We start from the raw sequence: 20,694 nt of genomic DNA on the forward strand, positions 1-20,694 counted from the left end.
TGCCCTCTATTTGCAGAATCTACTTGCGAATGGCGGGCGGGGCGGGATAGTCAGGCTTGTCGACATTGCTGCCTTGGCCTCCGTTGACGCAGCCAGAACATCGCAGGCATCTGACAGGTTTCACACGAGGTGGGATCGGGCCGCGACAAAGACGTAAACTGGAACTCATTCTATGAAGTCTTCTCGGAACCGTTCGCGGAACAAAAACCGCAACAACAATCGTCCCTCGGGCGGCAATATCGTCAACCGTGTGTTTGACAGCTCCGGCCCGGAAGGGAAGGTGCGCGGGACGCCCCAGCAGATCATCGAGAAGTACAACCAATTGCACCGTGATGCGGTGTTGTCCGGCGACCGCGTGAACGCGGAAAACTTCGCCCAGCATGCCGAACACTACACGCGGATGCTGGCCGAGGCGCAAAAGGAAATCGACGCCAAGCGCGAACAGCAAGAGGCCCAGAACCGCGAACGGCAGGCCGAACGCGACCGCGAACGCGCCGACCGTCTCAAAGCGCAGGAAGAGGCCGCTGCAGGCCAGGACAACCAGTCCGACACCCAAGACCAGCAGCCGGCCCAAACGGCCGATGCAGACAGCGGATTGGTGGAAACACCCGAAGAAAAGCCCCGCAAAAAACGCACCCGCAAGCCAAAGGCGAGGCCCGATCAGCCGCCTGAGGGCGACGCGGCCCCAGAAGCGGCTGAGTAAGCTTCAAGGCCTCCGGTGACGGGGGCCTTTGTTGTTTATGGGGTCACTGTGCCGCCTTCAACGACCGTGCGAGCGCGCAAAACCGTTCCAGATCAATCTGTTCGGCCCGATCTGTGGGTTTGATGTCGGCGGCTGCCAGATGCGCTTCGATATCGGGGCTTAGCCCTTTGAGGGATGCGCGCAGCATCTTGCGGCGCTGGTTAAAGGCCGTGGCCGTGACATGCTGCAACATCTTGGCGTCCGCAGGGTAGCGCGGCGCGGGCAGGGCGGTCAGATGCACCACCGCACTGGACACCTTGGGCGGTGGTGAGAACGCCTCCGGCGGCAGGTTCAACACGATCCGCGCATCGGCGCGCCACTGCGCAAGGATCGCCAGCCGTCCGTAGGCTTTGGACCCCGGTTCCGCCGTGATCCGCTGGGCGACCTCCCGTTGAAACATCAACGTCAGACTGTTCCAAAAGGGCGGCCATTGGGGCGGTGTCAGCCAGCGCACCAACAGCTCCGTTCCGACGTTATAGGGCAGATTGGCGGCCACGCGGATGGGCGGCGTCAGATGGTCGAGGGGGTTGATGTCCAATGCATCGCCGCCCATCACCTCCAACCGGCCCGGATAGGCCTCCGCCACCTCGGCCAATGCGGCCAGACATCTTTCGTCCTTTTCAATCGCCACAACCCGCCGCGCGCCTTCGGCCAGCAATCCGCGGGTCAGCCCACCGGGGCCTGGGCCGATTTCCAGCACGTCATGGCCGGAGTTGTCGCCCGACAGCCGCGCGATCTTTGCAGTCAGGTTCAGATCGAGCAAAAAGTTCTGCCCGAGCGACTTTTTCGCCGCCAACCCATAGGTGTCGATGACCTGACGCAGGGGAGGAAGAGTGTCGATGCTCATGGGCGTCCTCCTTTCGTTTTGCCCCAAATACTCCCGCCGGAGGCATCCAACCTCACAACGCGCGCGCCGTGGCCATTTGCGCGGCCATCCGCAGGGCCGCCACCATCGACGTGGCGTCCGCCTGACCGGTGCCTGCGATGTCAAAGGCCGTGCCATGATCGGGAGAGGTCCGCGCAAACGGCAGGCCCAGCGTCACATTCACACCGCCCGAAAAATCCAAGGTCTTGATCGGGATCAGGGCTTGGTCGTGATACATGCAGATCGCCGCGTCATAGCGCGCGCGGGCGCCTGCGTGAAACATCGTATCGGCAGACAGGGGGCCTGCGATGTCCAGACCCTCGGCACGCAGGGCGTCCAAGGTGGGGGTGATCAGCTCAATCTCTTCGCGGCCCATCTTTCCGCCTTCACCGGCATGGGGATTGAGCCCAGCAACAGCAAGGCGCGGTTTGGCGATGCCAAAATCGCGGATCAGGGCGGCATGGGTGATCAGGATCGTATCCGTCAGTGTCGCGGCGGACAGCTGGTCAGGCACATCTGCCAACGGGATGTGGATCGTGGCAGGCACCACCCGCAACATATCACAGGCGAGCATCATCACCACGCTGTCGCGCCCCGCCAAAGCGGCCAGATATTCGGTGTGACCGGGGTAGGCAAAACCTGCGCCGTCAATCAACGCCTCTTTGTGGATGGGGGCTGTGCACAGGGCCGAACACGCGCCTGCCTGCACCAGCGCCACACCATCTGCAATCGCATCGATCACGCCTTGGGCGTGGGCCGCTTTGGGTTGGCCCGGCACACGTGGCGCGCCGAAATCGCGCGCCAGCACCGGAAAATCGGTCGCGGTTGCCGCGTCAGCGGCGGTCGGGACCGCTTGCCATGGCGTGCCCTCGGGCAGGTGGGACGGATCGCCCAGCCAGACCATGGGGAATTCCCCACGACACGCGGCCCATGCGGCCACTGCAATCTCGGGTCCGATGCCTGCAGGTTCCCCGCAGGAGATAGCGATGGGCTGCATCAGTTGTAGGTGATCTGGGCCGCAGCCCGCAGGTCTGCCAGCAGCGCATCTGCAAAGGTGTTCAACCGCTGGGACCGCAACTGATTGCGGATCGCGTCGCGGTCCTGACCTTCGCCCAAGGCAGGCGTGCGCCCACACAGCATCAAGAACACCAGCGTCTCACCCCCCGCACGGGTCAGCACGTAGGACGTCTCACCAGGGTCGAGTTTGGCCAGTTCAATTGCCACATCCTGCGGGATGTCAGAGGGCGGCAGAACATCGCGTTCCAGCTGTTCGGGGGGCAGGTTGCGCGCAATGCCATAAAGGTCATCGCAGGTGTCGACATTGGCATCCACGCGGGCCGCTTCGCGCAGGCCGCGATCGGACAAGCCACCGTTGATATAGAACGCGGCGTATTCGATGGCCGCAGGTTCAGCAGCGGCGCGGGGCACTTCACGCACGCCGCGCATCTGGAACAGGGCCACACCGTTGGTGATCGGGATCGGGGCTGTCACCTCACCAGGGGCAAGATCCAGAAGCAGGCCACGCAAACCGGCGGGATAGTTGGTGATGGGCAGCCAATCCAGACGCCCCCCACGCGCGCGCGACGGCAGGGCCGACACGCGCCGCGCCTCGGCCTCAAACGCGGCTGTCGATGTCAGGCGGCTGATGCGCTCTGCGGTGGCAATCGCTTGTTGGGCGCGGGGCGGCGGGGCGGGGATGATAATCTCGCTCAGCAGCACTTCGATGCCCGATGAGGCGTCCGATTGGCCAAGTGCCTGATCAATCTCGGCCTCGGACACCTGCGCGCGGTCGCCAAATCGAGACCGGATGAAATCACGCCAGCTGACATTGACCAGCACGAAATCGCGGAAGGTTTCTTCGGACACGCCTTGCTGCCCCAACAGGGTGACGAATTGATCAAGTTCCAGATTGGCGCGGCTTGCGAATTCCGCCATGGCGGTGCGCAGCCCTTCATCCGTGATGCTAAGCCCTGCGCGGCGCAACGCGGCCAGTTTCAGACGGTCCTCGATCAACTGTTCACGGGCGACGGTTTCCAGATTGCCCGGCGTGCGGAAAGCGCGCAGCATGATGATCCGCTGGCTGACTTCGAATTCGCTGATCACGTCATCATTCACGGTAATGGCGGGGCCGAACTGGGCGGTGGCAAATCCGGGCAGCAGCAACGCGGTTGAGGTCGCAACAGCCATTGCAAAAGCGCGCAGGTGGGTCCGGGGTGTCTGTGTCATCTGGTCAACTCGATCGTTATTGTGTGCATCGGCGGGACGGGATGTTGGTGCTGCGTCCGGCGCTGAAACCCGCCAGTTCAATCGACAGCCCGAAATCCGTGCTTGGGGAAAGTGTAGTGGAAGTTGTGAAGCGGCGCGACACCGAAAAATCAACGATGACGCATTCGTTTTGCCACCCGATATCCAGCCCCGTGCGGCTGGGAGAGTTCGAGATCACGTCATAGCGCGCATTGATCCCCGCAGACCACGTGGTGTTGAACCGGTAGTCTGCATCAATCGTCCATTCCGACACCTTGGCGTCGCGGCTTTCAAAGGCGTCGGCTGGCAAAAAGATGTAGCTGGCTGCAAGGTCGAGTTTGCCCCCCGACCAGCCCGCGCGGGTTTCCGATTTGGTCACATCAAACGTGTCATCAAGGATCAGGCGGCTGTTCATGGACAGGCCCGCGGGCGTGCTGATCTGCCCTTCGATCAGCCAATCCGACGCCGTGCCGCCCAACCCCGACGTGAGGGAGAAATTCGCGTTTTCGTCTTCGCGGAACACGCGGCCCGCAGTCAATGTGCTGTCCCAGCCACCAGCCCCCAGACGCGTCCAAGTCAGGCCCAAAGCCCCGCGCAGGCCGGTTTCCACTGCGTCTTCGCCGGAAAACCGCGACAGGGCCAACAGGTTGGCTTGATCGAATTCCGTGGCGGTGCTGTCTTCGTTGCGCACAGGGTCGCCGGCCACAGCGGACCAGGCCAGATGAAGGCTGGGTTCAAGGATATGGGTCGCGGCGGTGCCACGGCGGATCATTGGGTAGCGCAGGGTGGATTGGACAAAACCGGTGGTGCGCAGGCTGTCCCCGACCACCGTATCATCGGCCACGTTGTAGTAATCCACATTAAAGCCAAGGCTGCCTTCGGCCACCAGACCGTAGTCTGTCACGGTGTCCAGACGGTAGGCCGTGCCGACCCCCAAGCGCGCAACATCGCGGCCATTGGTGTCGGTTGCGGTCGCGTTTTGTGTGGTCTCACGGTAGTGGGCCTGCAAGTCCGAGGTGAAGGTCAGCGTCCCACCCCAGCGCGGGGTGAGCCTTCTTTCCCACTGCGCATCCGCCAACACGGGGGGCAGGGTCTCAGACCGTTCGGTATCCCGCAGCGATGAGAAATACGTCAAAGCACCGCGGAACATATCGCGGTCGCGGATGCGTTCGACGGAAACCTCACTGTCGAGGCGGTCTTTGTCGGAATAGTTGTATTCCAAAAGGTAATCATCGTCTGAGGTATATTCGACATCGAACCGCAGGATCATGTCGCGCCCCAGATCAAAAATCCCATCTGCAAAGAAATAGGCGCGCCCGTCGTCTGTCACGTCGTCGCGGGTGACAGCACCCTCGATTGCAATATCGCCGCGCAGGAAGGCCTGTCTGTAGGCGGCCTCTAGCGTGGCGGTGGAGGTCGACAGATAGGGCGTCAGCGTCAGATCGCGGCTGTCCCCCAGCCGGATGAAATAGGGCAGCTTGATCCCCGTGCCAAGGTTGTCCGTGGGCACAAAACGCGGGTTCAAAAGCCCCGTCGCGCGGGTCAATGTGGGATCGGGCAGGCGCATGCGCGGGATGTAGAAAATCGGCACGCCGCGCACGCGGAAGATCGCGTCATCAAAGTAAAGCTGACGTTCCTCTTCGTCATGAATGACCCGTCGGGCGAGGATTTCCCAAAGGGGTGTGCCGCCGTTGGCGCAGATGTGGCACGACGTGGCGGCCACTTGATACAGCTGCGAATACCGCCCCTCAACACGGTCGATCTGGTTGGCGGCCAGTTGCAGTTGTTGGTCCAAGACAATGCGCGCACCCTGCAAGATGCCGTTTTCCAAACGCGGATCGAGAGAGGCTTGATCGGCGGTAAAGATCGTCCCATCGGGGCCAGAGATGAAAATCGGGCCGTCGATGATCAGACGGTCGGCGGTCTGGTCAAAGGTGATCCGGCGTGCAGACAGGCGCGTGCCGTCAAAGAACACTTCGACATTGCCACTGGCCACAAGGGTCTGGCCCCCTGCGGGGATGGTGATGCTGTCGGCCACAAGGCTGGCCGCCGATTGGGCCTGCGCCATAAAAGGCAGGCACAGTAGGATCAGGGCGCATAGGACCCGCATTAGCCATCCTCCAGATGCAGCAAAAGACCCATGGCCGCGCCGATGGCTGCCAAGGGCGGGGCCCATGCGGCCAAAACGGGATTGATCTGGCCGTTCTCGCCCAGAATTTGCGCAAAGTTCCGCAGGAAAAACAGCGCAAAGCACAACAGCACAGCCGTCAGGACCATGACGCCCGTGCGCCCGCCACGCTGATGGCGCATGGTAAACCCCGCCCCGATCAGCACCATGGCCAGCAAGAACGCAGGCAGCGCCAGTTCCATCTGCAGCCAGACCGCATGGCGTGTCGCGGAAAAGCCCGCCACCTCAAGCCGGTCAATAAAGGCCGGCAGTTCCCAGATCGGGATCGAGGAGGGCGTGCCGAAACTGTCGCGAATCTGGTCTGCGGTCAGTGTGGACGGGATGCGCAGTTCCGTGTGGGTCGTGGCCCATTGTTCGGCCACGCGGCTGCGGTCCAGCGGCCAGACTTTGGCGTTGGTCAGGGTCCATGCTCCGGGGGACAGTTGCGCGGTTTCGGCCTCAATCCGGCGGGTTGGCCCGCCGTCGGGGGTGAAAGTCAAAAAGGTCACGTCCATCAATTCGGTGCCGTCAAGGTTGGTCTTGGAGGCGCGGATCACCGTCTGGCTGGTGTCGCTGCCTTGGCGCAGCCACAACCCACCTGACGAAATCGCAAGAACCGACGGTCCACCGGATTTCAGGGCGGATTCGCGGGCCTCAAATTCTTTTGACGTTGCTGCAACCAGCGGGTTGAAAACCGCAATCGCGATGCAGCCGATGACAAGTGTGACGACGATCGGGGCCACCAAGGCACGCAACGCCGACCGACCCGCGGCACGTGTCACCACCATTTCCGACGACCGCGCAAGACCCAGAAACATCGCAATCGTGGCCAGCACCATAATCAGCGGCAAAATGCCATAGAGGCCGTCAGGCAGGTTCAAAAGGCTGAGTTGGAGGACCTCGGCAAAGGTCGCAACGCCCCCAAAACGGCGCAATTGTTCGACCAGATCAATCAGCAACATCAACAGCATAAACCCGCCCAAGGTGGCCAGAAAGGTCATCGTAAAGCGGCGGGCGAAGTAGCGGTGCAAAATCATGTGGACACCGCCATCGCGCGCGGTTTGCGTTTGAAGAAATAGGGGCGGGCCGCGATATGCAGCAGCAGCGCCGTGATCAGCAGCCCACCGATCCCCGCCAGATAGACAAACGGCCACAGCAGCCGTGGATTGCCGCGTGCAATGCTGGCCCCAGTGCTTTCCAGAATTTTGAGAAACACAACCAACCCCACGGCCAGCGCGATGCTGCGCCACAGCCCGAAGCGGCTGAACCCGCCGGCCACAAGCGCTGCAAACCCCACAAGGCCTGCGACAAATCCAAGGGCCACCTCGGCCAACCTGTCATGGCCGCGCAGCCACAAGGCGTCGGCCGTGGCCCCGGTTTCTTGCAGGATCGCGTCCGAGGGGGACAACAGCTCCCACGTCCATAGCCCCGACGGCGATCTTTGGCGCACGTCCTCCGCACCGATCAACCCGCCCACGTCATAGGCGAAGTCTTCGAACCCGGTGGTGGCCAAGCGGTTGGTGTCCAGATCAAGCGTTTGGGTCAATCCATCCACCATCACCAGCTGCGGGCCATTGTCGGTGCGGATCAGATAGGCCCGGGACGCCGTATAAGTGACGCGCTGGGACGGGTCGGAGCCTTCGGAAATGAACAAATCCAACATCTGGCCTTCGGGGGTGATGTCACGGATGTAGAAGGTCACGGCGTCCGAGGGCGTGATGAAGGTCCCCGGTGTCAAAAGCCGCGAGGTGAGGTTTTGCGAAATCTCTGCTTGGCGTTCGGACAGCTGCGTGGTCGACAGCGGCACAAGGATATGGGTCAGCGCCGACATCAAAATGGCCACAATCACGCTGAAATAGAGAACCGGGCGGGCCAGCCTGAAGGGCGAATAGCCCGTGGCCTGCACGACGGTCAGTTCTGAATCCTGGCTCATCCGGTTGGTGATATAGACGGTGGCGACAAAGGCCGACAACGGCAGCACGATCCGGATGATTGACGGCAATGACAGCGACGTCAGTTCCAAAAACACCCATGCCGATTGGCCGTCCGCGATCAGCTGATCAAACAGGCGCACGGCGCGGTTGATCCAGTAGATCAACACCAGAATGAGTGAAAAGAACCCAAACAAAACAAGGAGCTGCGACAGCATATAGCGGTCAAATCGCGCCACTGGTGCATCCCCCCTTAATTTGACGCCCCGAACTTGGGTCATTGCTAGCGCATTTGGCAGGCGGACCCAAGTGCTGTCTGGTCAACCGGTGGGGGGCAGGCTAGCTATTGCCTAACGTGAAAAACCATTAACCCTTTGAGGTGTCCAATGACCGACCTGCCCGCCGTTTCCATTCATGAAAACGATCTGACCGATCTGGCTGCACGCGAGGGCGCGATTGCCGTCTTTGCCACTGCCGATGGCAAGCTGGATCAAGGCGCGCGCAAGGTGAATTCGCTGACCCGCAAAGCGGTTGCGCGTGCGGTCGAAAGCGATGCGTTTGAGAAGGCCAAAGAGGGGGAGGCGGTCGCCGTGTCCTACCCTCTGGGGCTGGCCGCGACCAAGGTGCTGGTGGTCAAAATGGGCCGCCGTCCGTCGGCCGAGGTTGCCCGCAAGGCCGGTGCCTCCATCGCCAAGGCGCGTGGCACCGATGGGGTGTTGATCCTTGGCGGGTCGATCTTGCGGATGGCCGATGTGGCCTACGGCTGCGCGCTGCGCGGCTACACCTTTACGCCACACAAAACCGGCGATCAGGACGCAGCAGGTGCAATCGACGTGATGGTGACCAACGTGGCCGAGGTTCAGGCTGCCACCGACGTGATGATGGCCGTGGCCGAAGGCGTTGTTTTCACACGTGATTTGACAAACGAACCGGCGAATGTGCTGACCACCACCGAATTTGCCAACCGCTTGGTCGAGATGGAGGCTATCGGCCTCACGGTTGAGGTGTTGGAGGAAGATGAGCTTGAAAAGCTGGGCATGGGGTCGCTCTTGTGCGTGGGGCTTGGGTCTGCCTCACCGTCCAAAGTGGTCGTGATGCAGTGGAACGGCGGCGGCGATGAAGCGCCGTTCGCGTTGGTCGGCAAGGGCGTGGTGTTCGACACGGGCGGCATTTCGTTGAAACCCGCAGGCGGCATGGAAGACATGACCATGGACATGGGCGGCGCGGGCGTGGTGTCCGGTGTGATGAAAACGCTGGCGCTGCGTAAAGCCAAGGCGAATGTGGTGGGCCTTGTGGGTCTGGTGGAAAACATGCCCAGCGACCGCGCCACACGCCCCGGCGATGTGGTGACATCCATGAAGGGCGACACGATTGAGGTCATCAACACCGACGCAGAGGGCCGTTTGGTGCTGGCCGATGTGCTGTGGTACGCGCAAGACCGGTTCAAGCCCACGGGCGTCATCAATCTGGCGACCCTGACAGGGGCGATCATCATTGGTCTGGGACATGAAAACGCCGGTGTGTTTTCCAACGACGACCAGCTGTGTAACCGGTTCCTCAAGGCCGCAGGGTCCGAGGGCGAGGGCGCGTGGCGAATGCCCATGGGGCCAGCCTATGACGCCAAGATCAAGTCGCGCATTGCGGATATGAAAAACGTGGGCGGGCGCGATGCGGGGTCCATCACGGCGGCGCAATTCCTGCAGCGATTTATCAAGGATGATATGCCGTGGATCCATCTGGACATCGCCGGTGTGGCCTCGGTCAAGGCGGAAACAGCATTGGCACCTGCGGGGGCCACGGGGTGGGGTGTGATGGCCCTGAACCGTTTAATTGCAGACACTTACGAGGCGGAGTGAACCTAAAATGGGCGCTGCGTATTTCTATCATTTGACCACGGCCAGCGTTGAACAAACGCTGCCCATGCTGCTGGACAAGTCCCGGCAAGCCGGTTGGGTGATTGAGGTGCGCGGCACCGATCGCGGGGCGATGGAACGGCTGGACCACGCCCTGTGGTCCGGCCCGCCGGAGGGGTTTTTGCCCCACGGCTTGGTGGGCGGCGATCACGATGCGGACCAGCCGATCTTGCTCACCACCGGGGAGACCGCCCTCAACGCGCCCACCTGCGTGATGTCGGTCCAAGGGGCCGACGTGGCCCCGGGAGAAGTGCAGGCGGCGGAACGGGTTTGCATCCTGTTTGACGGCCACGACGGGGAGGCCGTCGCACGCGCACGCGTGCAGTGGAAAACCCTCACCGACGCGGGCTGTTCGGCGCAGTATTGGTCACAAGAAAGCGGACGTTGGGAAAAGAAGGCAGAGCGCTAAATTTCTACGAAATTTGGGGTTAGCCGGGCTGCTATCCGCCCAGACCGAACCCCTTGAGACCGTCGAGAACAAACTGCACCGACAGTGCTGCCAAAAGCATCCCCAACAGACGGGTGACCACCGTGATCCCCGTGCGGCCCAGCAGCCGTTCCAGCTGCCCTGCGATCAGGAACATCACAAAAACCAAGGCCAAGACAGCCGCCAGAACACCCATGATCGCGGCATAGCCCGCGGTGTCTTCGGTCTGTCCGATCAACAAGATCACCGTCGCAATTGCACCGGGACCCGCAATCAGCGGAATGGCCAGCGGGAAGACGGAAGGATCGTCGTCTGGGTCGTCATCGGGGTCGTCAACAGCCTGATCCTCCCGTCGGCGCTGACGGCGTTCGAACAACATATCAAGGGCCGTCAGGAACAGCAGGATGCCCCCTGCGATGCGGAAGGCAGGCATGGAAATGCCGATGAAATTCAAAATGCCTTCGCCAAAGATCGAAAACATTAGCAAAACGCCCACAGCCACCAGGGTGGCGCGCACGGCGATCTGACGTCGTTTCTGCGGTGACATGCCTGCGGTCAGCGCCACGAACAAAGGGGCCAGACCAATGGGATCAATGACCACAAAAAGGGCGACGAAGGCGGTGATGAGGAAATTTGGGTCCATGTCCCGTTGGTAGGCCGAAGCGTGAAACGGGGCCAGACCAAATCGTGTGGGGCCGGTGTTTGCCTTTGGCAGATTGGTCTATAGGGTCGGGATATTGCGCAAATCGGGGGGCCAGATCCGTCAGATCGCAGTTGTCGCGTTGATGGTGTTGCCCGCCACAACCATGGCCCAGACCGCGGAAGTGTCCGTGATGATCCGCGACGGCGATCCGCACGACCGCATTTACATTCGCAACACAGGGCGCTGCCCGCTGGGCTATGGTGTGTTGGGGCTGGATTTCACCACATCGGCCGGACACATCCTGATTGATACGGCTTATGGCGGGGCAGGGACCAAGGACCCGATGCCGGTTGAGGTCGAAAGCGGGCCTTTGTCTGTGCATCCAGTGCTGGATGGAGACCGTCAGATTGTCATGGATATTGAAGGGCTTGCGCAGGGGCAAAGCGGGGTCGTGACCTTGGATGTGGACAATGAGGCCAGCGGTTGGTTCGCGTCCCGTGTGAGCATCCTCAACGACCACCTCGAAGGGACAGAGGCGCGGTTTGCGTCCATGTCGCAAGATGCGCGCGGCGTGTTTGATGCCACGGGGACGGTGATCATCGGGCTGCCGCAGGATATGTGCGCGCCGCTTGAAGACGCGCCGTCCACGGTGCCCATGGACTGACAATAGCGGTGCGACCGACGGCGCGACTAAGAAAATGAAAGTGCCCTTAAGCCTTTTCGGCTTTGTCCAACCTCTCAAGGGCGATCATCCACAGGCTTTCGGCTTTTTCCAACGCCTCGCGGACTTCCGCATATTTGCGGTTCCATGTTTCCAATTCCCCCACGCGGGTGTCTTCATAGAGAGCAGGATCGGCCAGCTTTTTGCTTAGCTTATCGGCCATGTCGTTGATTTTATTGACACGGTCTTCGCATTTGCGGACCTCTGCCTTCATCGCAAGCATCTGGTCACGGCTGGGTTTCGGTTTCGCGGGTTTGGCCGGCTTGGCGGCCTTCGCTTTGTCCTGCTTGCGCGTGTCGGGCGTCAGCAGCATCCGGCGATAGTCCTGCAAATCGTCGTCATAGGGTTTGACGCGGCCGTCTTTCACCAGCCACAGCCGGTCTGCAACAAGGCTCAGCAGGTGCATGTCGTGGGATACGAGGATCACTGCGCCGGAATAACGGGTCAGCGCCTCAACCAGCGCCTCACGGCTTTCGATATCGAGGTGGTTTGTCGGTTCATCCAAGATCAGCAGATGCGGGGCATCAAGTGTTGCCAACAGCAACGACAGACGCGCCTTTTGGCCACCTGACAACCGGCCCACAGGTGTCTCCGCCTGATCCGCGCCAAGGCCGAACCCTGCCAGCCGCGCGCGCAGTTTGGGGCCGCCTTCGGACCCGCGTTCGCGGAACAGGTGGTCGAGGGGCGTTTCCTCCACCCGCAATTCATCCACTTGGTGTTGGGCGAAAAACCCGATGCGCAATTTGGAGGAGGAGGCGAATTTGCCGCCCATCTTTTCCAGGCGTCCTGACAGCAGCTTGGAGAGTGTTGATTTGCCTTCGCCGTTGCGGCCCAAAAGGGCGATCCGGTCGTCTTGGTCGATGCGCAGGTCCAGTTTATCGAGCACAATCGTCTGATCATAGCCCACAGACACGCCTTCGGTCGCGATGATCGGCGGGCTGAGTTCTTCTGGCTTGGGGAAGGTAAACACCGTGCGTGCTGCGTCTTCGGGCGCGCGGATGGTTTCCATTTTCTCCAGCATTTTGACGCGGGATTGGGCCTGTTTGGCCTTTGATGCCTTGGCTTTGAAGCGATTTACGAACGCCTCAAGATGGGCGCGTTTGGCGTCCTGTTTCTTGGCAGCAGCCGTCAGCAATGCGCGTTTTTCTGCCCGTTGTTTGACGAAGAAATCGTAGTTGCCGGTGTAATAGGTCAGCGTTTTGTCTTCGAGGTGCAGGATGCCGCCCACAGAGCGGTTCAGCAATTCACGGTCGTGGCTGACGATCAGCACGGTGTGTGGATATTTGACAAGATAGGCCTCAAGCCAAAGCGCGCCTTCAAGGTCGAGGTAGTTTGTCGGCTCATCCAGCAGCAACAAATCGGGTTCGGAAAACAGAACGGCGGCCAAGGCCACGCGCATGCGCCAACCGCCTGAGAAGGCAGAGCAGGGCTGCAATTGTTCGTCCGCCGTGAACCCCAAACCTTTGAGGATCGACGACGCCCGCGCCTCCGCCGACCACGCGTCAATATCGGCCAGACGGGTCTGGATGTCCGCAATGCGCGCAGGGTCCGTGGCGGTTTCAGCCTCGGCCAGCAGGTTCACCCGTTCGACATCTGCCGCCAGCACTGTGTCGATAAGGGACACTTCGTTGCCTGGAACCTCTTGGGAAACGCCGCCGATCTTCCAGCCTTTCGGCAAGGAGATATCGCCTGTATCCAGCACCATTTCGCCACGGATGATGCGAAACAGCGTGGTTTTGCCGGTGCCGTTGCGGCCCACAAGGCCCACTTTATGGCCTGCGGGGAGCACGACGGAGGTGTTCTCCAGCAGGGTGCGGCCTTCGACGGAATAGGTGATGTCTGAGATACGTAGCATGGGGGGGCAGTGCCACGGGGCGGGGCGGGGGTCAATGGGGCCACGCACGGGGTCATCAAAGGTGCGTCGTGGATCAGCCAAGGACGGCAAGATGGCCCCGCACGAAGCCGTGCGAGGTCGTGTTTTGGACTGATGGGGGGGCCGTACTGCCGCCATCAGAAGGGGGGGCGAGGGTCAGCCGCCGTCGTTGCCAGCGGCCCCGCGGGGTCGGTCGCCACCGCCACCGAAGGCATCATCAGTGACGGTGCCGAGAAAACATCGTGGGAAGAACGGGAAGGTATCTGTGGCATAGTAAACGTACTGTCCGTCGACGACTGTGCCGTTGCATTCATCAAGCGTGCCGGACCCCGCCACATATTCGTAGTCCTGAACATAGGTGCCGTCGTGCACACCGCCCGGACCAGACGCGCGTTCGCCCTCTTTCAGTTGATAGGACGATTGCATATCGCCGCCCACGTAATGGATTTCGAAACCGTCGGCTGCATAGGCAAACAACGTACCATCCAGATTGCCGACCACCACTTCGGGGATGCCGTGGTAGTGATACAGGCCAGCACCATCTACGTGCGCATTTTGGGCGTCCATGTTCAATCCGCCGACACCTTCGACATTCCAGCCAGAGGACCGGTCACGGGACCACGGGCGTTCGGCATCTGCCTCGGGGTCGTAATATTCGGCTGTGCCGGGGCGTAGGGGAATCCCGTTGATGGTCATCCCAGAGATTTGGGCGCGGTCGGTGATTTCACCGGTCAGTTCGGGTGAGGCATCGACGCAAAAGAAGTGATCTTGCGGTTCAACCACAGCGCCTTCGCGCCATGTGCCAACGTCATGGTCGGGGACCCCATCAGAAATAATGCAGCGTTGATCGCCGTCGATGACCGTGATCGCGGTGGAATGCGCGACGGCAGACCCGGCGGTAAGGAGCGATAGGGCGAGTGTGGTGCAAAGCGTTTTCATGAGGTCCCTCAATGAATTTCAATACACGTTCTACGCAGCGCGCCTTTCTTTCTGTCGCTGATTGGAAATTTTTGCCCAACGTGAGACATCACCCGCCCCGGCGTCCTGCTGCGCGGGTGCCGTTTTCTGCTCCAAATTCGCGGCCATTTGTGTCAGGGCAATCCACAAGGAGAGACGCCCCTTTTCAACCCAATCGCCCCATGCTAGCAGCGCCCCAAATCAATCAACCCTCATGAGGTCTCCCATGGCTATCCAGCGTACATTCTCCATCATCAAACCAGACGCCACCAAGCGTAACCTGACAGGCCAGATCACCGCCAAGTTCGAAGAGGCCGGTCTGCGCATCGTTGCCTCCAAGCGTATCCAGCTGACACTGGCACAGGCCCAGCAGTTCTACGGTGTGCACTCTGAACGTCCTTTCTTTGACGAACTGTGCGAATTCATGATCTCCGAGCCGATTGTCGTTCAGGTTCTCGAAGGTGAAGACGCCATCGCGAAAAACCGCGAAGTTATGGGTGCCACCAACCCAGCCGACGCCGCAGACGGCACGATCCGTAAGGAATTCGCCCTGTCCATCGGTGAAAACTCCGTCCACGGGTCCGACGCCCCTGAAACCGCTGCCGAAGAAATCGCCTTCTTCTTCTCCGGTCTTGAGCTGGTCGGCTAAGCGCCATAGCGTTTAACAGACACGCCCCGTCGGAGTGATCCGGCGGGGCGTTTTCATTTGAAAGGCCCCCGTTTGATGTTGCTCTTTGGTTTGATCGCCGTCGTGATGATGAATTTCGCGGCCAATTCGCTGTTGAACCGTGCGGGCATCGATCTGTTCGGCATGGACCCGTTGGGCTTTGCAGGCGTGCGTCTGTTGGCGGGGGCGGCGATGTTGGCTGCGTTAGTGGCATGGCGCGGTGGCTGGCCTGCGACGACGCGCACGCGCATGGCTGGATCGGGCTGGTTGGTGCTGTATCTGGTGCCCTTCTCATTGGCCTATCTGACGTTGCCCTCGGGTGTGGGCGCCTTGGTGTTGTTCGGGGTCGTTCAGATCACAATGTTCGCAGGCTCCGCCCTGGGCGGCACCACGCCGCGTGCGGCACAATGGGCAGGGATGGGCCTTGCTATGGCCGGTTTGGCGTGGCTGCTTTGGCCCGGTGTGGGCACGCCTCTTGATCTGGCGGGGGTGGCCTTTATGGCTGTGGCGGGTATCGGCTGGGGTCTGTTTTCCCTCAAAGGGCGGGGGTCTTTGGACCCCTTGGGCGATATGGCCATGTCCTTTGTGATTGCCGCCCCCATCGCCCTTTTGCTGATCTTTCTGGGCACGTCTTGGACCTTCTGGGGCGTCATCGTGGGGGTGATCTGCGGGGCCGTGACCTCTGGTCTGGGCTATGCGCTGTGGTACCGCGTCTTGCCCAAGATCGCGGCCACCACGGGGGCCGTTGCGCAGTTGAGCGTGCCGGTCATCGCCTTGGTCGCGGGGGCTGCCCTTTTGGGGGAGGCTTTGACAGTCGATATCCTGATCGGGGCCGCGATTGTGCTGGGCGGGATCGCCCTGTCGGTCCTCAAACGCTAACAGTCGCGGCGCACTTCGCGGTCGCGCAGGCCGGTTGCCACCAACATGCAGCGGTCACGGGCCTCATAGTAATAGCCGCGCGCGTACCAGCCCACGGCGGTGGGGATATCCCCATCTGACAAAAGCCACGCACCGCGCAGATAGCGGCCTGCATAGATCAGGTTGGTTTCCGCATCCAATAGGTCTGACGGCGCGCCGCGAAATCCCATGCCACGCGCGGTTTCAGGCAAAATCTGCATCAACCCCCAGTAGGGCCCGTTGCGGGCACCCGCGCGGTAGTCGCTTTCGCGTTGGATCACGGCGTGCAGGAGGTCCTCGGGGATGTCGTGGATGGCTGCATATTTGACGATCAGAGCGCGCATCTGCGGTGTCTCACCGGGGTTCAGGACGACAGGTGCGGGGGGAGGGGCCTTGGGCGCGGGGGCTGCGCAAGCGGCGAGGGTCGCGATCAGGATAAGGGCTATGCGCATAGGGGCCTCCGGCTAGATACCCCCGCTTAACCCGCGTCGTCCTTTGGCAAAAGGGGTGCGTCACCGTCTGCGCGGGGGATCGCCTGTCCGGTCCGTTCCATATGGTCCCGGATCAGCGCCACATTGCGGATTTTGCTTTTGTAGCCGATGTCAAAAATGTCGCCGACCAGCGGGATCGACCCGATCAGCCAGCCGTTCGAGGCGGTCAATATCAACAGTGGGTTTTGTCATGGCTTCGGGGCAATCAGGCCGATTTCATCCATGAACGCGTCCAGTTCGGATGTTTCCACGTTGAAATGCTGCGCCTTGAGGGCATCGAAGGTCTTGCGCAGCGCCTTCTTTTCTTCCCCCTTGCAATCATTCCACGGACGGCCCTGCAGGCCCATGTGCAGCACGTAATAGCCGATGAAGTGGGGCCGGTGCCCGTTTTGCAAAAGCCGCGCATAGGCCGCGTCCGGACCAATGTCGCGCAGGTCCTCTGCGGTCATGATACCGGCGTCATTCAACGCCTCTTCCATGGCGGGGCCAAGGTTGCGGATTGTGGAAATGGCTGTCATGGGGGGCAGTCTAATCGACGTCCAAAGCGGCGTCGACGGGCAAAAAAAGACCAGAGGACGGATGCTGTGGACTGGACCGCCACGCATCAACGTCCGCTGGCATAGATCCCGCAGCCTGAGGGGGAGGTAAGGGCCGCGAGGGGTCGTTCAGATGCTCGCGAAATCTTTGAAGACTACCGGCTTGGCTGGTTGCGGGGCGCGCTTGGTGCCACCTGTCGCGGGGGTCGGTTTTGCTGGGGTCGATGGGGTGGGTTGGGTCGGCATGGTGCCGCTCCTTTTGTTGCTGCTTGCGTTCGTGTCACTGCCTCAACGGGTCATGTGGTGCCCGCGTTCCGCCCTTTTTTGGACTGTGACCCGACTGGGCCGCGCAATCATGGTCAAAACCGGGCGCAAATGCGGCAGAAATAAGGCTGCGGCGTAAATGCCACAGCGGGTCAGGCCCGCTTTGTGGACAAATTCGGGATATTTCTGTGGATAACTTCGAAAATCTTGATGTTCAGGCTAGCCCGGCAACAACATCTTATGCCATGGTCCACATATAGGCCACATCTGCTGCACCGTGGTCGAGAAGTCATTTCAATGACCTGCTTAAGACTCTTGGGGGATAGACAGGAGCAAATTCATCAAACACCTGCCGTGGATTGCGCCGACAGTGGCCATTTTGGCCGTTGGTTCGGGCTTTCTGGATCGAATCAACATTTCACTGGACCCAACGACCGATGAGGTGGCGCAAGTCGCCCCAGCGGTCCCTGCGGTGGACGAAGCCGCAGCCGCCTTGGCCGCGGTTGAACCTGTGGCCCCAGCGGTCGTCCAGCCCGTCCAAGCGCCCGAGAACGTGGCCCAGCAATTGGCGGTCCTTCTGGACGAAAGCAACGCAGAGCTGGAACCGGTGGGCGATGTCGATGTGACCCGCAACATCGGCTTCTCGGTCGATACGCTGCAAGCTGCGACAGACACAGCCCTGACGGCAGAGCCCGTCGCCGCCGTGCCGGACACGGCCCCCGCAGCGCAAGCTGACACCGGTGCCGTGGGCGTAGATTTCTTTGCCGCTGCTCAGGCCAATCTGGCCCGCGACCGGCAGTGCATCGATGACCTCAAGACCCTGTCGGCCCAAGCGCGGGTCTATTTCCCCTCCGGTGGGGTAACGGCGGAACAGGCCGGTCTTGAACAGGCCCGTCTGCTGGGCGTTCTGGCCCAGCAATGCCCCGGCGTTGTCATTCAGGTCGAAGGCCACTCCGACCCATCGGGCAACCCTGTTATCAACCAACGTCTGAGCCTTGAACGCGCCGAAGCCGTCGTGGCCCGTGTCATCGCCTCTGGTGTGGATGCGTCCTTATTCGAGGCCGTGGGTCGGGGCGACGGCGTGCCGTCTTTGGTCCGTGGCCCACAGCCGCAGTCCTACTATGACCGGCGCGTTGAATTCTCCATCATCGAAAACGCGCAGCAGGCCAGCTTTACCGCACCGGCCTTTGGCACAGCGGGCACGAACTTCCGTGTTGCTGCCTGTGTGTCCCAGCTTCAGGCCGCCGTGCAGGGTGCATCGATCGAATACGCGCCGCGCGGCATGACCGTCAGCGAAACCGATCTGGCCTTGGCGTCGCAGTTGGCAAACATCGCGGCGTCCTGCCCCGATGCCCGTCTGCGCATCGTGGGCCAGCACAGCGATGATCCCCGCGCCAGTGAGGACCCGTCCACCGGTCGTCTGCGCGCCGTCATTCTGATGAGCAAGCTGGTCAGCGAAGGGTTCCCTTCTGAACAGCTGATCCTTGGTGCGCCCTCTGATGCACAGCCCGTCGCGGGGCTGAGCGACAGCCGCGTTGATTTTGACGTGATCCTCGAAGACATCTGATCCCCATAAGGATCAAGCGATGCGCCCGGCCTTCTGGTCGGGCGTTTTGCGTTCTAGCGGTCCCAGTCCGCGGGATGACGGCGCAAGGGCCCAGCGGGCAGGGGCCAGTTCGGGCCGTGTCCGTCCAACGTGATGGGAAAAGCGATGCGCTGGGCCGGCCCCCATTGGGTCTGTTCTATATGGCCCGCCAGATCGGCCGGTGTTTCGGTCAGACCGTCCCCCGCAAAGGCGCGATCTCCGGCTGAGATCAGCAGCCGCGCCGTGCGTGCCAAAGACAGCCGCGCTGTGCTGCAAACGCCTGTGTCATTGCGCATTCGTATCGCGCGCAACACGGCTGCGGCGATCAGGTAGCCCGTGCCGTGGTCCAGCGCCTGAACGGGCAGGGGGCGTGGTTTGCCCGCGCCTGCGCGCTGTTGCCCCGTGTGGGCAATGCCGCTGCTCATCTGCACAAGGCTGTCGAACCCGCGTCTGTCGGCCCATGGCCCGCTGTGCCCGTAGGCGTTCAGGCTGACATCTATAAGGTGCGGAGCGATCCGGCGCAGACCGTCCGTGTCATAGCCCAACTTGGCCAAGGCATCGCGCCGATAACCATGGACCATCACATCCGCTTTGGACAACAACGCCTCAAACGTGGCGCGGTCGGGGGCGTCCGTCAGGTCCAGACCAGCGCAGCGTTTGCCCAAGGTGACCTCAGGCACGACGCCGAGTTCGTCCCAGCTGGGCGGATCGATCCGCAGCACATCCGCCCCGAAGCCCGCCAAAAGCCGCGTGGCCACTGGCCCTGCCAGCACGCGCGTCAGATCAAGCACCTTGAGTCCCGCCAATGACACCGGCGGCGCGTCCTGCGCGGTGGTCTGCCACGCGATCAACGGCTCGCCTGCCACGGCCTCCCCTTGGGGGTGGCCCGCCCATTCGGTCTGGCTGTGCATGGCGGCGGCACAGCCATGTGCGGCGACAATGGCTGTTTCCAGTTCGGTCTTGGGCCACGCTGCGACTTTGGCGGCCACGGCATCGCGATCTACAGGGCACTTTATAACAGACAGGGCGGCATCGCGGTGATGGGGCGCATTGGTGTGCAGCCTGATCCAGCCGTCCGCTGTTTTGTAATCCCCCGCCAACGGGTCCCAAAGATTGGGCAGCTCCCATCCGTGGGGGCGCAAGGTCATGTCAAACCACATCAAGGCATGGCGACGGTTTACCACCGCGGCAGTCCCGGTCAGCGCCGCCAATTCACCTGCCGCTGCTGCCACGGTGGCGGTGGCAAAGTCGGATGTGTGAAAGCACGACGGCAACTCCCCCTCCGATACGGTGGCAACTTCGCCTGCTGGAAGGGGGCCAAGGGCGTCCGTAATTTGTGCTAGAAAATGATCTGTCATGCCCCCGACGATAGGGGGCTTGCCCACGACGGTCCAGCGGCTGGCCTATGGGGTGAGGTCCGGTGCCCATCTGGTGGTCTTAGAAAGGGGGGCCGATTCCACGCACACCAGTGTGCGGAACACCCTAGAAGAGAGTAGCGATAAGATGCCCTTGGGGAAACGGAATCGAACTGGTGTGATTCCGGATCATTTGGGTGGGATTTTGCAGACCTTGGGGCGGCATATGGCAAGAATTGTCCGGGGTAGGGGAGGGGGCTGTGACGCCAAACCCCTTATAAACATAGGGTTTGGCACTGCGGCACGGATCAAATTGGAAAATCTTCGCCTTTGGTGCGCTTTTCTTAAAAAAAGGGGTTGCGGGTATTGGTGTGTAACCGTAGAACCCCCCTCACCGGCGGCGCAGAGATGCGCGG

The 20,694-nt window shown here is 61.5% G+C and carries 20 protein-coding genes; 7 read left to right on the forward strand and 13 right to left on the reverse strand.

The annotated features are described in order from the left end of the window. The first annotated feature begins 172 nt into the window (after nt 1–172). Nucleotides 173–703 (forward strand): DUF4167 domain-containing protein, encoded by a 531-nt coding sequence (locus ACTG36_RS16090; RefSeq protein ID WP_375281978.1) that lies wholly within the window; start codon nt 173–175, stop codon nt 701–703. Between the two features lie 43 nt (nt 704–746). Here the strand turns inward: ACTG36_RS16090 and rsmA are convergent, their stop codons facing one another. From rsmA to lptF, 6 genes are read right to left on the reverse strand one after another with little or no spacing between them, the layout of a single operon-like run. Beyond that, a complete protein-coding gene (gene rsmA, locus ACTG36_RS16095) occupies nt 747–1,589 on the reverse strand; it encodes a 16S rRNA (adenine(1518)-N(6)/adenine(1519)-N(6))-dimethyltransferase RsmA (RefSeq protein ID WP_375281979.1) in 843 nt (280 codons plus the stop codon). 52 nt (nt 1,590–1,641) lie between these two features. Further along, nucleotides 1,642–2,604: a 4-hydroxythreonine-4-phosphate dehydrogenase PdxA gene (gene pdxA / locus ACTG36_RS16100; RefSeq protein ID WP_375281980.1), complete on the reverse strand. Its 963-nt coding sequence runs from the start codon at nt 2,602–2,604 to the stop codon at nt 1,642–1,644. Next, nucleotides 2,604–3,833, reverse strand: coding sequence for a peptidylprolyl isomerase (locus ACTG36_RS16105; protein ID WP_375281981.1), 1,230 nt, complete (start codon nt 3,831–3,833; stop codon nt 2,604–2,606). The genes pdxA and ACTG36_RS16105 overlap by 1 nt, the downstream gene beginning before the upstream one ends. A 16-nt stretch (nt 3,834–3,849) precedes the next feature. Continuing rightward, nucleotides 3,850–5,961, reverse strand: coding sequence for an LPS-assembly protein LptD (locus ACTG36_RS16110; protein WP_439142940.1), 2,112 nt, complete (start codon nt 5,959–5,961; stop codon nt 3,850–3,852). Continuing rightward, nucleotides 5,961–7,055 carry an LPS export ABC transporter permease LptG gene (lptG, locus tag ACTG36_RS16115; RefSeq protein WP_439142942.1) on the reverse strand — a complete coding sequence of 365 codons (1,095 nt, stop codon included), beginning with the start codon at nt 7,053–7,055 and terminating at the stop codon, nt 5,961–5,963. Before lptG ends, ACTG36_RS16110 begins: the two co-directional genes overlap by 1 nt. Then, complete coding sequence (gene lptF, locus ACTG36_RS16120; RefSeq protein WP_439142944.1) at nt 7,052–8,230, reverse strand: LPS export ABC transporter permease LptF; 1,179 nt, start codon at nt 8,228–8,230, stop codon at nt 7,052–7,054. The genes lptG and lptF overlap by 4 nt, the downstream gene beginning before the upstream one ends. Nucleotides 8,231–8,335: 105 nt before the next feature. Between lptF and ACTG36_RS16125 the strand changes: the two genes are divergently transcribed. Together ACTG36_RS16125 and ACTG36_RS16130 are read left to right on the forward strand one after the other, a co-directional pair. After that, nucleotides 8,336–9,805, forward strand: a complete 1,470-nt coding sequence (locus tag ACTG36_RS16125) for a leucyl aminopeptidase (RefSeq protein ID WP_375282072.1) — start codon at nt 8,336–8,338, stop codon at nt 9,803–9,805. 7 nt (nt 9,806–9,812) lie between these two features. Beyond that, on the forward strand, nt 9,813–10,271 hold the full coding sequence (locus ACTG36_RS16130; protein WP_375282073.1) for a DNA polymerase III subunit chi: 459 nt from the start codon (nt 9,813–9,815) through the stop codon (nt 10,269–10,271). A gap of 31 nt (nt 10,272–10,302) precedes the next feature. Here the strand turns inward: ACTG36_RS16130 and ACTG36_RS16135 are convergent, their stop codons facing one another. Then, entirely contained in the window at nt 10,303–10,932 is a 630-nt protein-coding gene (locus tag ACTG36_RS16135) for a MarC family protein (protein ID WP_375282074.1), read from the reverse strand. A 94-nt stretch (nt 10,933–11,026) separates the two neighbouring features. Here ACTG36_RS16135 and ACTG36_RS16140 point away from each other — a divergent pair, with 94 nt between their 5' ends. Continuing rightward, the gene (locus tag ACTG36_RS16140) at nt 11,027–11,596 is read left to right on the forward strand and encodes a hypothetical protein (RefSeq protein WP_375282075.1); all 570 of its coding nucleotides are present in this window, start codon (nt 11,027–11,029) and stop codon (nt 11,594–11,596) included. 46 nt (nt 11,597–11,642) lie between these two features. On the opposite strand, the gene ACTG36_RS16145 is transcribed toward ACTG36_RS16140, so the two are convergent. Together ACTG36_RS16145 and ACTG36_RS16150 are read right to left on the reverse strand one after the other, a co-directional pair. Continuing rightward, nucleotides 11,643–13,508 carry an ABC-F family ATP-binding cassette domain-containing protein gene (locus ACTG36_RS16145; RefSeq protein WP_375282076.1) on the reverse strand — a complete coding sequence of 622 codons (1,866 nt, stop codon included), beginning with the start codon at nt 13,506–13,508 and terminating at the stop codon, nt 11,643–11,645. Nucleotides 13,509–13,682: 174 nt separating this feature from the next. After that, nucleotides 13,683–14,465 (reverse strand): YHYH protein, encoded by a 783-nt coding sequence (locus ACTG36_RS16150; RefSeq protein ID WP_375282077.1) that lies wholly within the window; start codon nt 14,463–14,465, stop codon nt 13,683–13,685. Nucleotides 14,466–14,709: 244 nt separating this feature from the next. Here ACTG36_RS16150 and ndk point away from each other — a divergent pair, with 244 nt between their 5' ends. Next, a complete protein-coding gene (gene ndk, locus ACTG36_RS16155) occupies nt 14,710–15,132 on the forward strand; it encodes a nucleoside-diphosphate kinase (protein WP_375282078.1) in 423 nt (140 codons plus the stop codon). Between the two features lie 75 nt (nt 15,133–15,207). After that, nucleotides 15,208–16,029, forward strand: a complete 822-nt coding sequence (locus ACTG36_RS16160) for a DMT family transporter (protein ID WP_375282079.1) — start codon at nt 15,208–15,210, stop codon at nt 16,027–16,029. On the opposite strand, the gene ACTG36_RS16165 is transcribed toward ACTG36_RS16160, so the two are convergent. From ACTG36_RS16165 to ACTG36_RS16175, 3 genes are read right to left on the reverse strand one after another with little or no spacing between them, the layout of a single operon-like run. Next, a complete protein-coding gene (locus ACTG36_RS16165) occupies nt 16,026–16,499 on the reverse strand; it encodes a transglycosylase SLT domain-containing protein (protein WP_375282080.1) in 474 nt (157 codons plus the stop codon). The two genes, ACTG36_RS16160 and ACTG36_RS16165, sit on opposite strands and share 4 nt — an antisense overlap. Before the next feature lie 26 nt (nt 16,500–16,525). After that, nucleotides 16,526–16,714, reverse strand: a complete 189-nt coding sequence (locus ACTG36_RS16170; RefSeq protein ID WP_375282081.1) for a DUF4112 domain-containing protein — start codon at nt 16,712–16,714, stop codon at nt 16,526–16,528. Between the two features lie 12 nt (nt 16,715–16,726). Then, nucleotides 16,727–17,056 (reverse strand): TfoX/Sxy family protein, encoded by a 330-nt coding sequence (locus ACTG36_RS16175; RefSeq protein ID WP_375282082.1) that lies wholly within the window; start codon nt 17,054–17,056, stop codon nt 16,727–16,729. 652 nt (nt 17,057–17,708) lie between these two features. Here ACTG36_RS16175 and ACTG36_RS16180 point away from each other — a divergent pair. Then, complete coding sequence (locus ACTG36_RS16180) at nt 17,709–18,905, forward strand: OmpA family protein (protein WP_375282083.1); 1,197 nt, start codon at nt 17,709–17,711, stop codon at nt 18,903–18,905. 53 nt (nt 18,906–18,958) lie between these two features. Here the strand turns inward: ACTG36_RS16180 and ACTG36_RS16185 are convergent, their stop codons facing one another. Beyond that, nucleotides 18,959–20,281 (reverse strand): CoA transferase, encoded by a 1,323-nt coding sequence (locus ACTG36_RS16185; RefSeq protein ID WP_375282084.1) that lies wholly within the window; start codon nt 20,279–20,281, stop codon nt 18,959–18,961. Between the last annotated feature and the right edge of the window lie 413 nt (nt 20,282–20,694).

The sequence above is a fragment of the Pseudooctadecabacter sp. genome (genome assembly GCF_965657175.1).
In the GTDB taxonomy this organism is placed as follows: Bacteria; Pseudomonadota; Alphaproteobacteria; order Rhodobacterales; family Rhodobacteraceae; genus Octadecabacter.

What these genes read in the sequence shown, in the direction of transcription:
- ACTG36_RS16090 (WP_375281978.1), top strand. Translation starts at nt 173, where the DNA reads ATGAAGTCTTCTCGGAACCGTTCGCGGAACAAAAACCGCAACAACAAT.
- rsmA (WP_375281979.1), bottom strand. Translation starts at nt 1,589, where the DNA reads ATGAGCATCGACACTCTTCCTCCCCTGCGTCAGGTCATCGACACCTAT.
- pdxA (WP_375281980.1), bottom strand. Translation starts at nt 2,604, where the DNA reads ATGCAGCCCATCGCTATCTCCTGCGGGGAACCTGCAGGCATCGGACCC.
- ACTG36_RS16105 (WP_375281981.1), bottom strand. Translation starts at nt 3,833, where the DNA reads ATGACACAGACACCCCGGACCCACCTGCGCGCTTTTGCAATGGCTGTT.
- ACTG36_RS16110 (WP_439142940.1), bottom strand. Translation starts at nt 5,961, where the DNA reads ATGCGGGTCCTATGCGCCCTGATCCTACTGTGCCTGCCTTTTATGGCG.
- lptG (WP_439142942.1), bottom strand. Translation starts at nt 7,055, where the DNA reads ATGATTTTGCACCGCTACTTCGCCCGCCGCTTTACGATGACCTTTCTG.
- lptF (WP_439142944.1), bottom strand. Translation starts at nt 8,230, where the DNA reads ATGACCCAAGTTCGGGGCGTCAAATTAAGGGGGGATGCACCAGTGGCG.
- ACTG36_RS16125 (WP_375282072.1), top strand. Translation starts at nt 8,336, where the DNA reads ATGACCGACCTGCCCGCCGTTTCCATTCATGAAAACGATCTGACCGAT.
- ACTG36_RS16130 (WP_375282073.1), top strand. Translation starts at nt 9,813, where the DNA reads ATGGGCGCTGCGTATTTCTATCATTTGACCACGGCCAGCGTTGAACAA.
- ACTG36_RS16135 (WP_375282074.1), bottom strand. Translation starts at nt 10,932, where the DNA reads ATGGACCCAAATTTCCTCATCACCGCCTTCGTCGCCCTTTTTGTGGTC.
- ACTG36_RS16145 (WP_375282076.1), bottom strand. Translation starts at nt 13,508, where the DNA reads ATGCTACGTATCTCAGACATCACCTATTCCGTCGAAGGCCGCACCCTG.
- ACTG36_RS16150 (WP_375282077.1), bottom strand. Translation starts at nt 14,465, where the DNA reads ATGAAAACGCTTTGCACCACACTCGCCCTATCGCTCCTTACCGCCGGG.
- ndk (WP_375282078.1), top strand. Translation starts at nt 14,710, where the DNA reads ATGGCTATCCAGCGTACATTCTCCATCATCAAACCAGACGCCACCAAG.
- ACTG36_RS16160 (WP_375282079.1), top strand. Translation starts at nt 15,208, where the DNA reads ATGTTGCTCTTTGGTTTGATCGCCGTCGTGATGATGAATTTCGCGGCC.
- ACTG36_RS16165 (WP_375282080.1), bottom strand. Translation starts at nt 16,499, where the DNA reads ATGCGCATAGCCCTTATCCTGATCGCGACCCTCGCCGCTTGCGCAGCC.
- ACTG36_RS16175 (WP_375282082.1), bottom strand. Translation starts at nt 17,056, where the DNA reads ATGACAGCCATTTCCACAATCCGCAACCTTGGCCCCGCCATGGAAGAG.
- ACTG36_RS16185 (WP_375282084.1), bottom strand. Translation starts at nt 20,281, where the DNA reads ATGACAGATCATTTTCTAGCACAAATTACGGACGCCCTTGGCCCCCTT.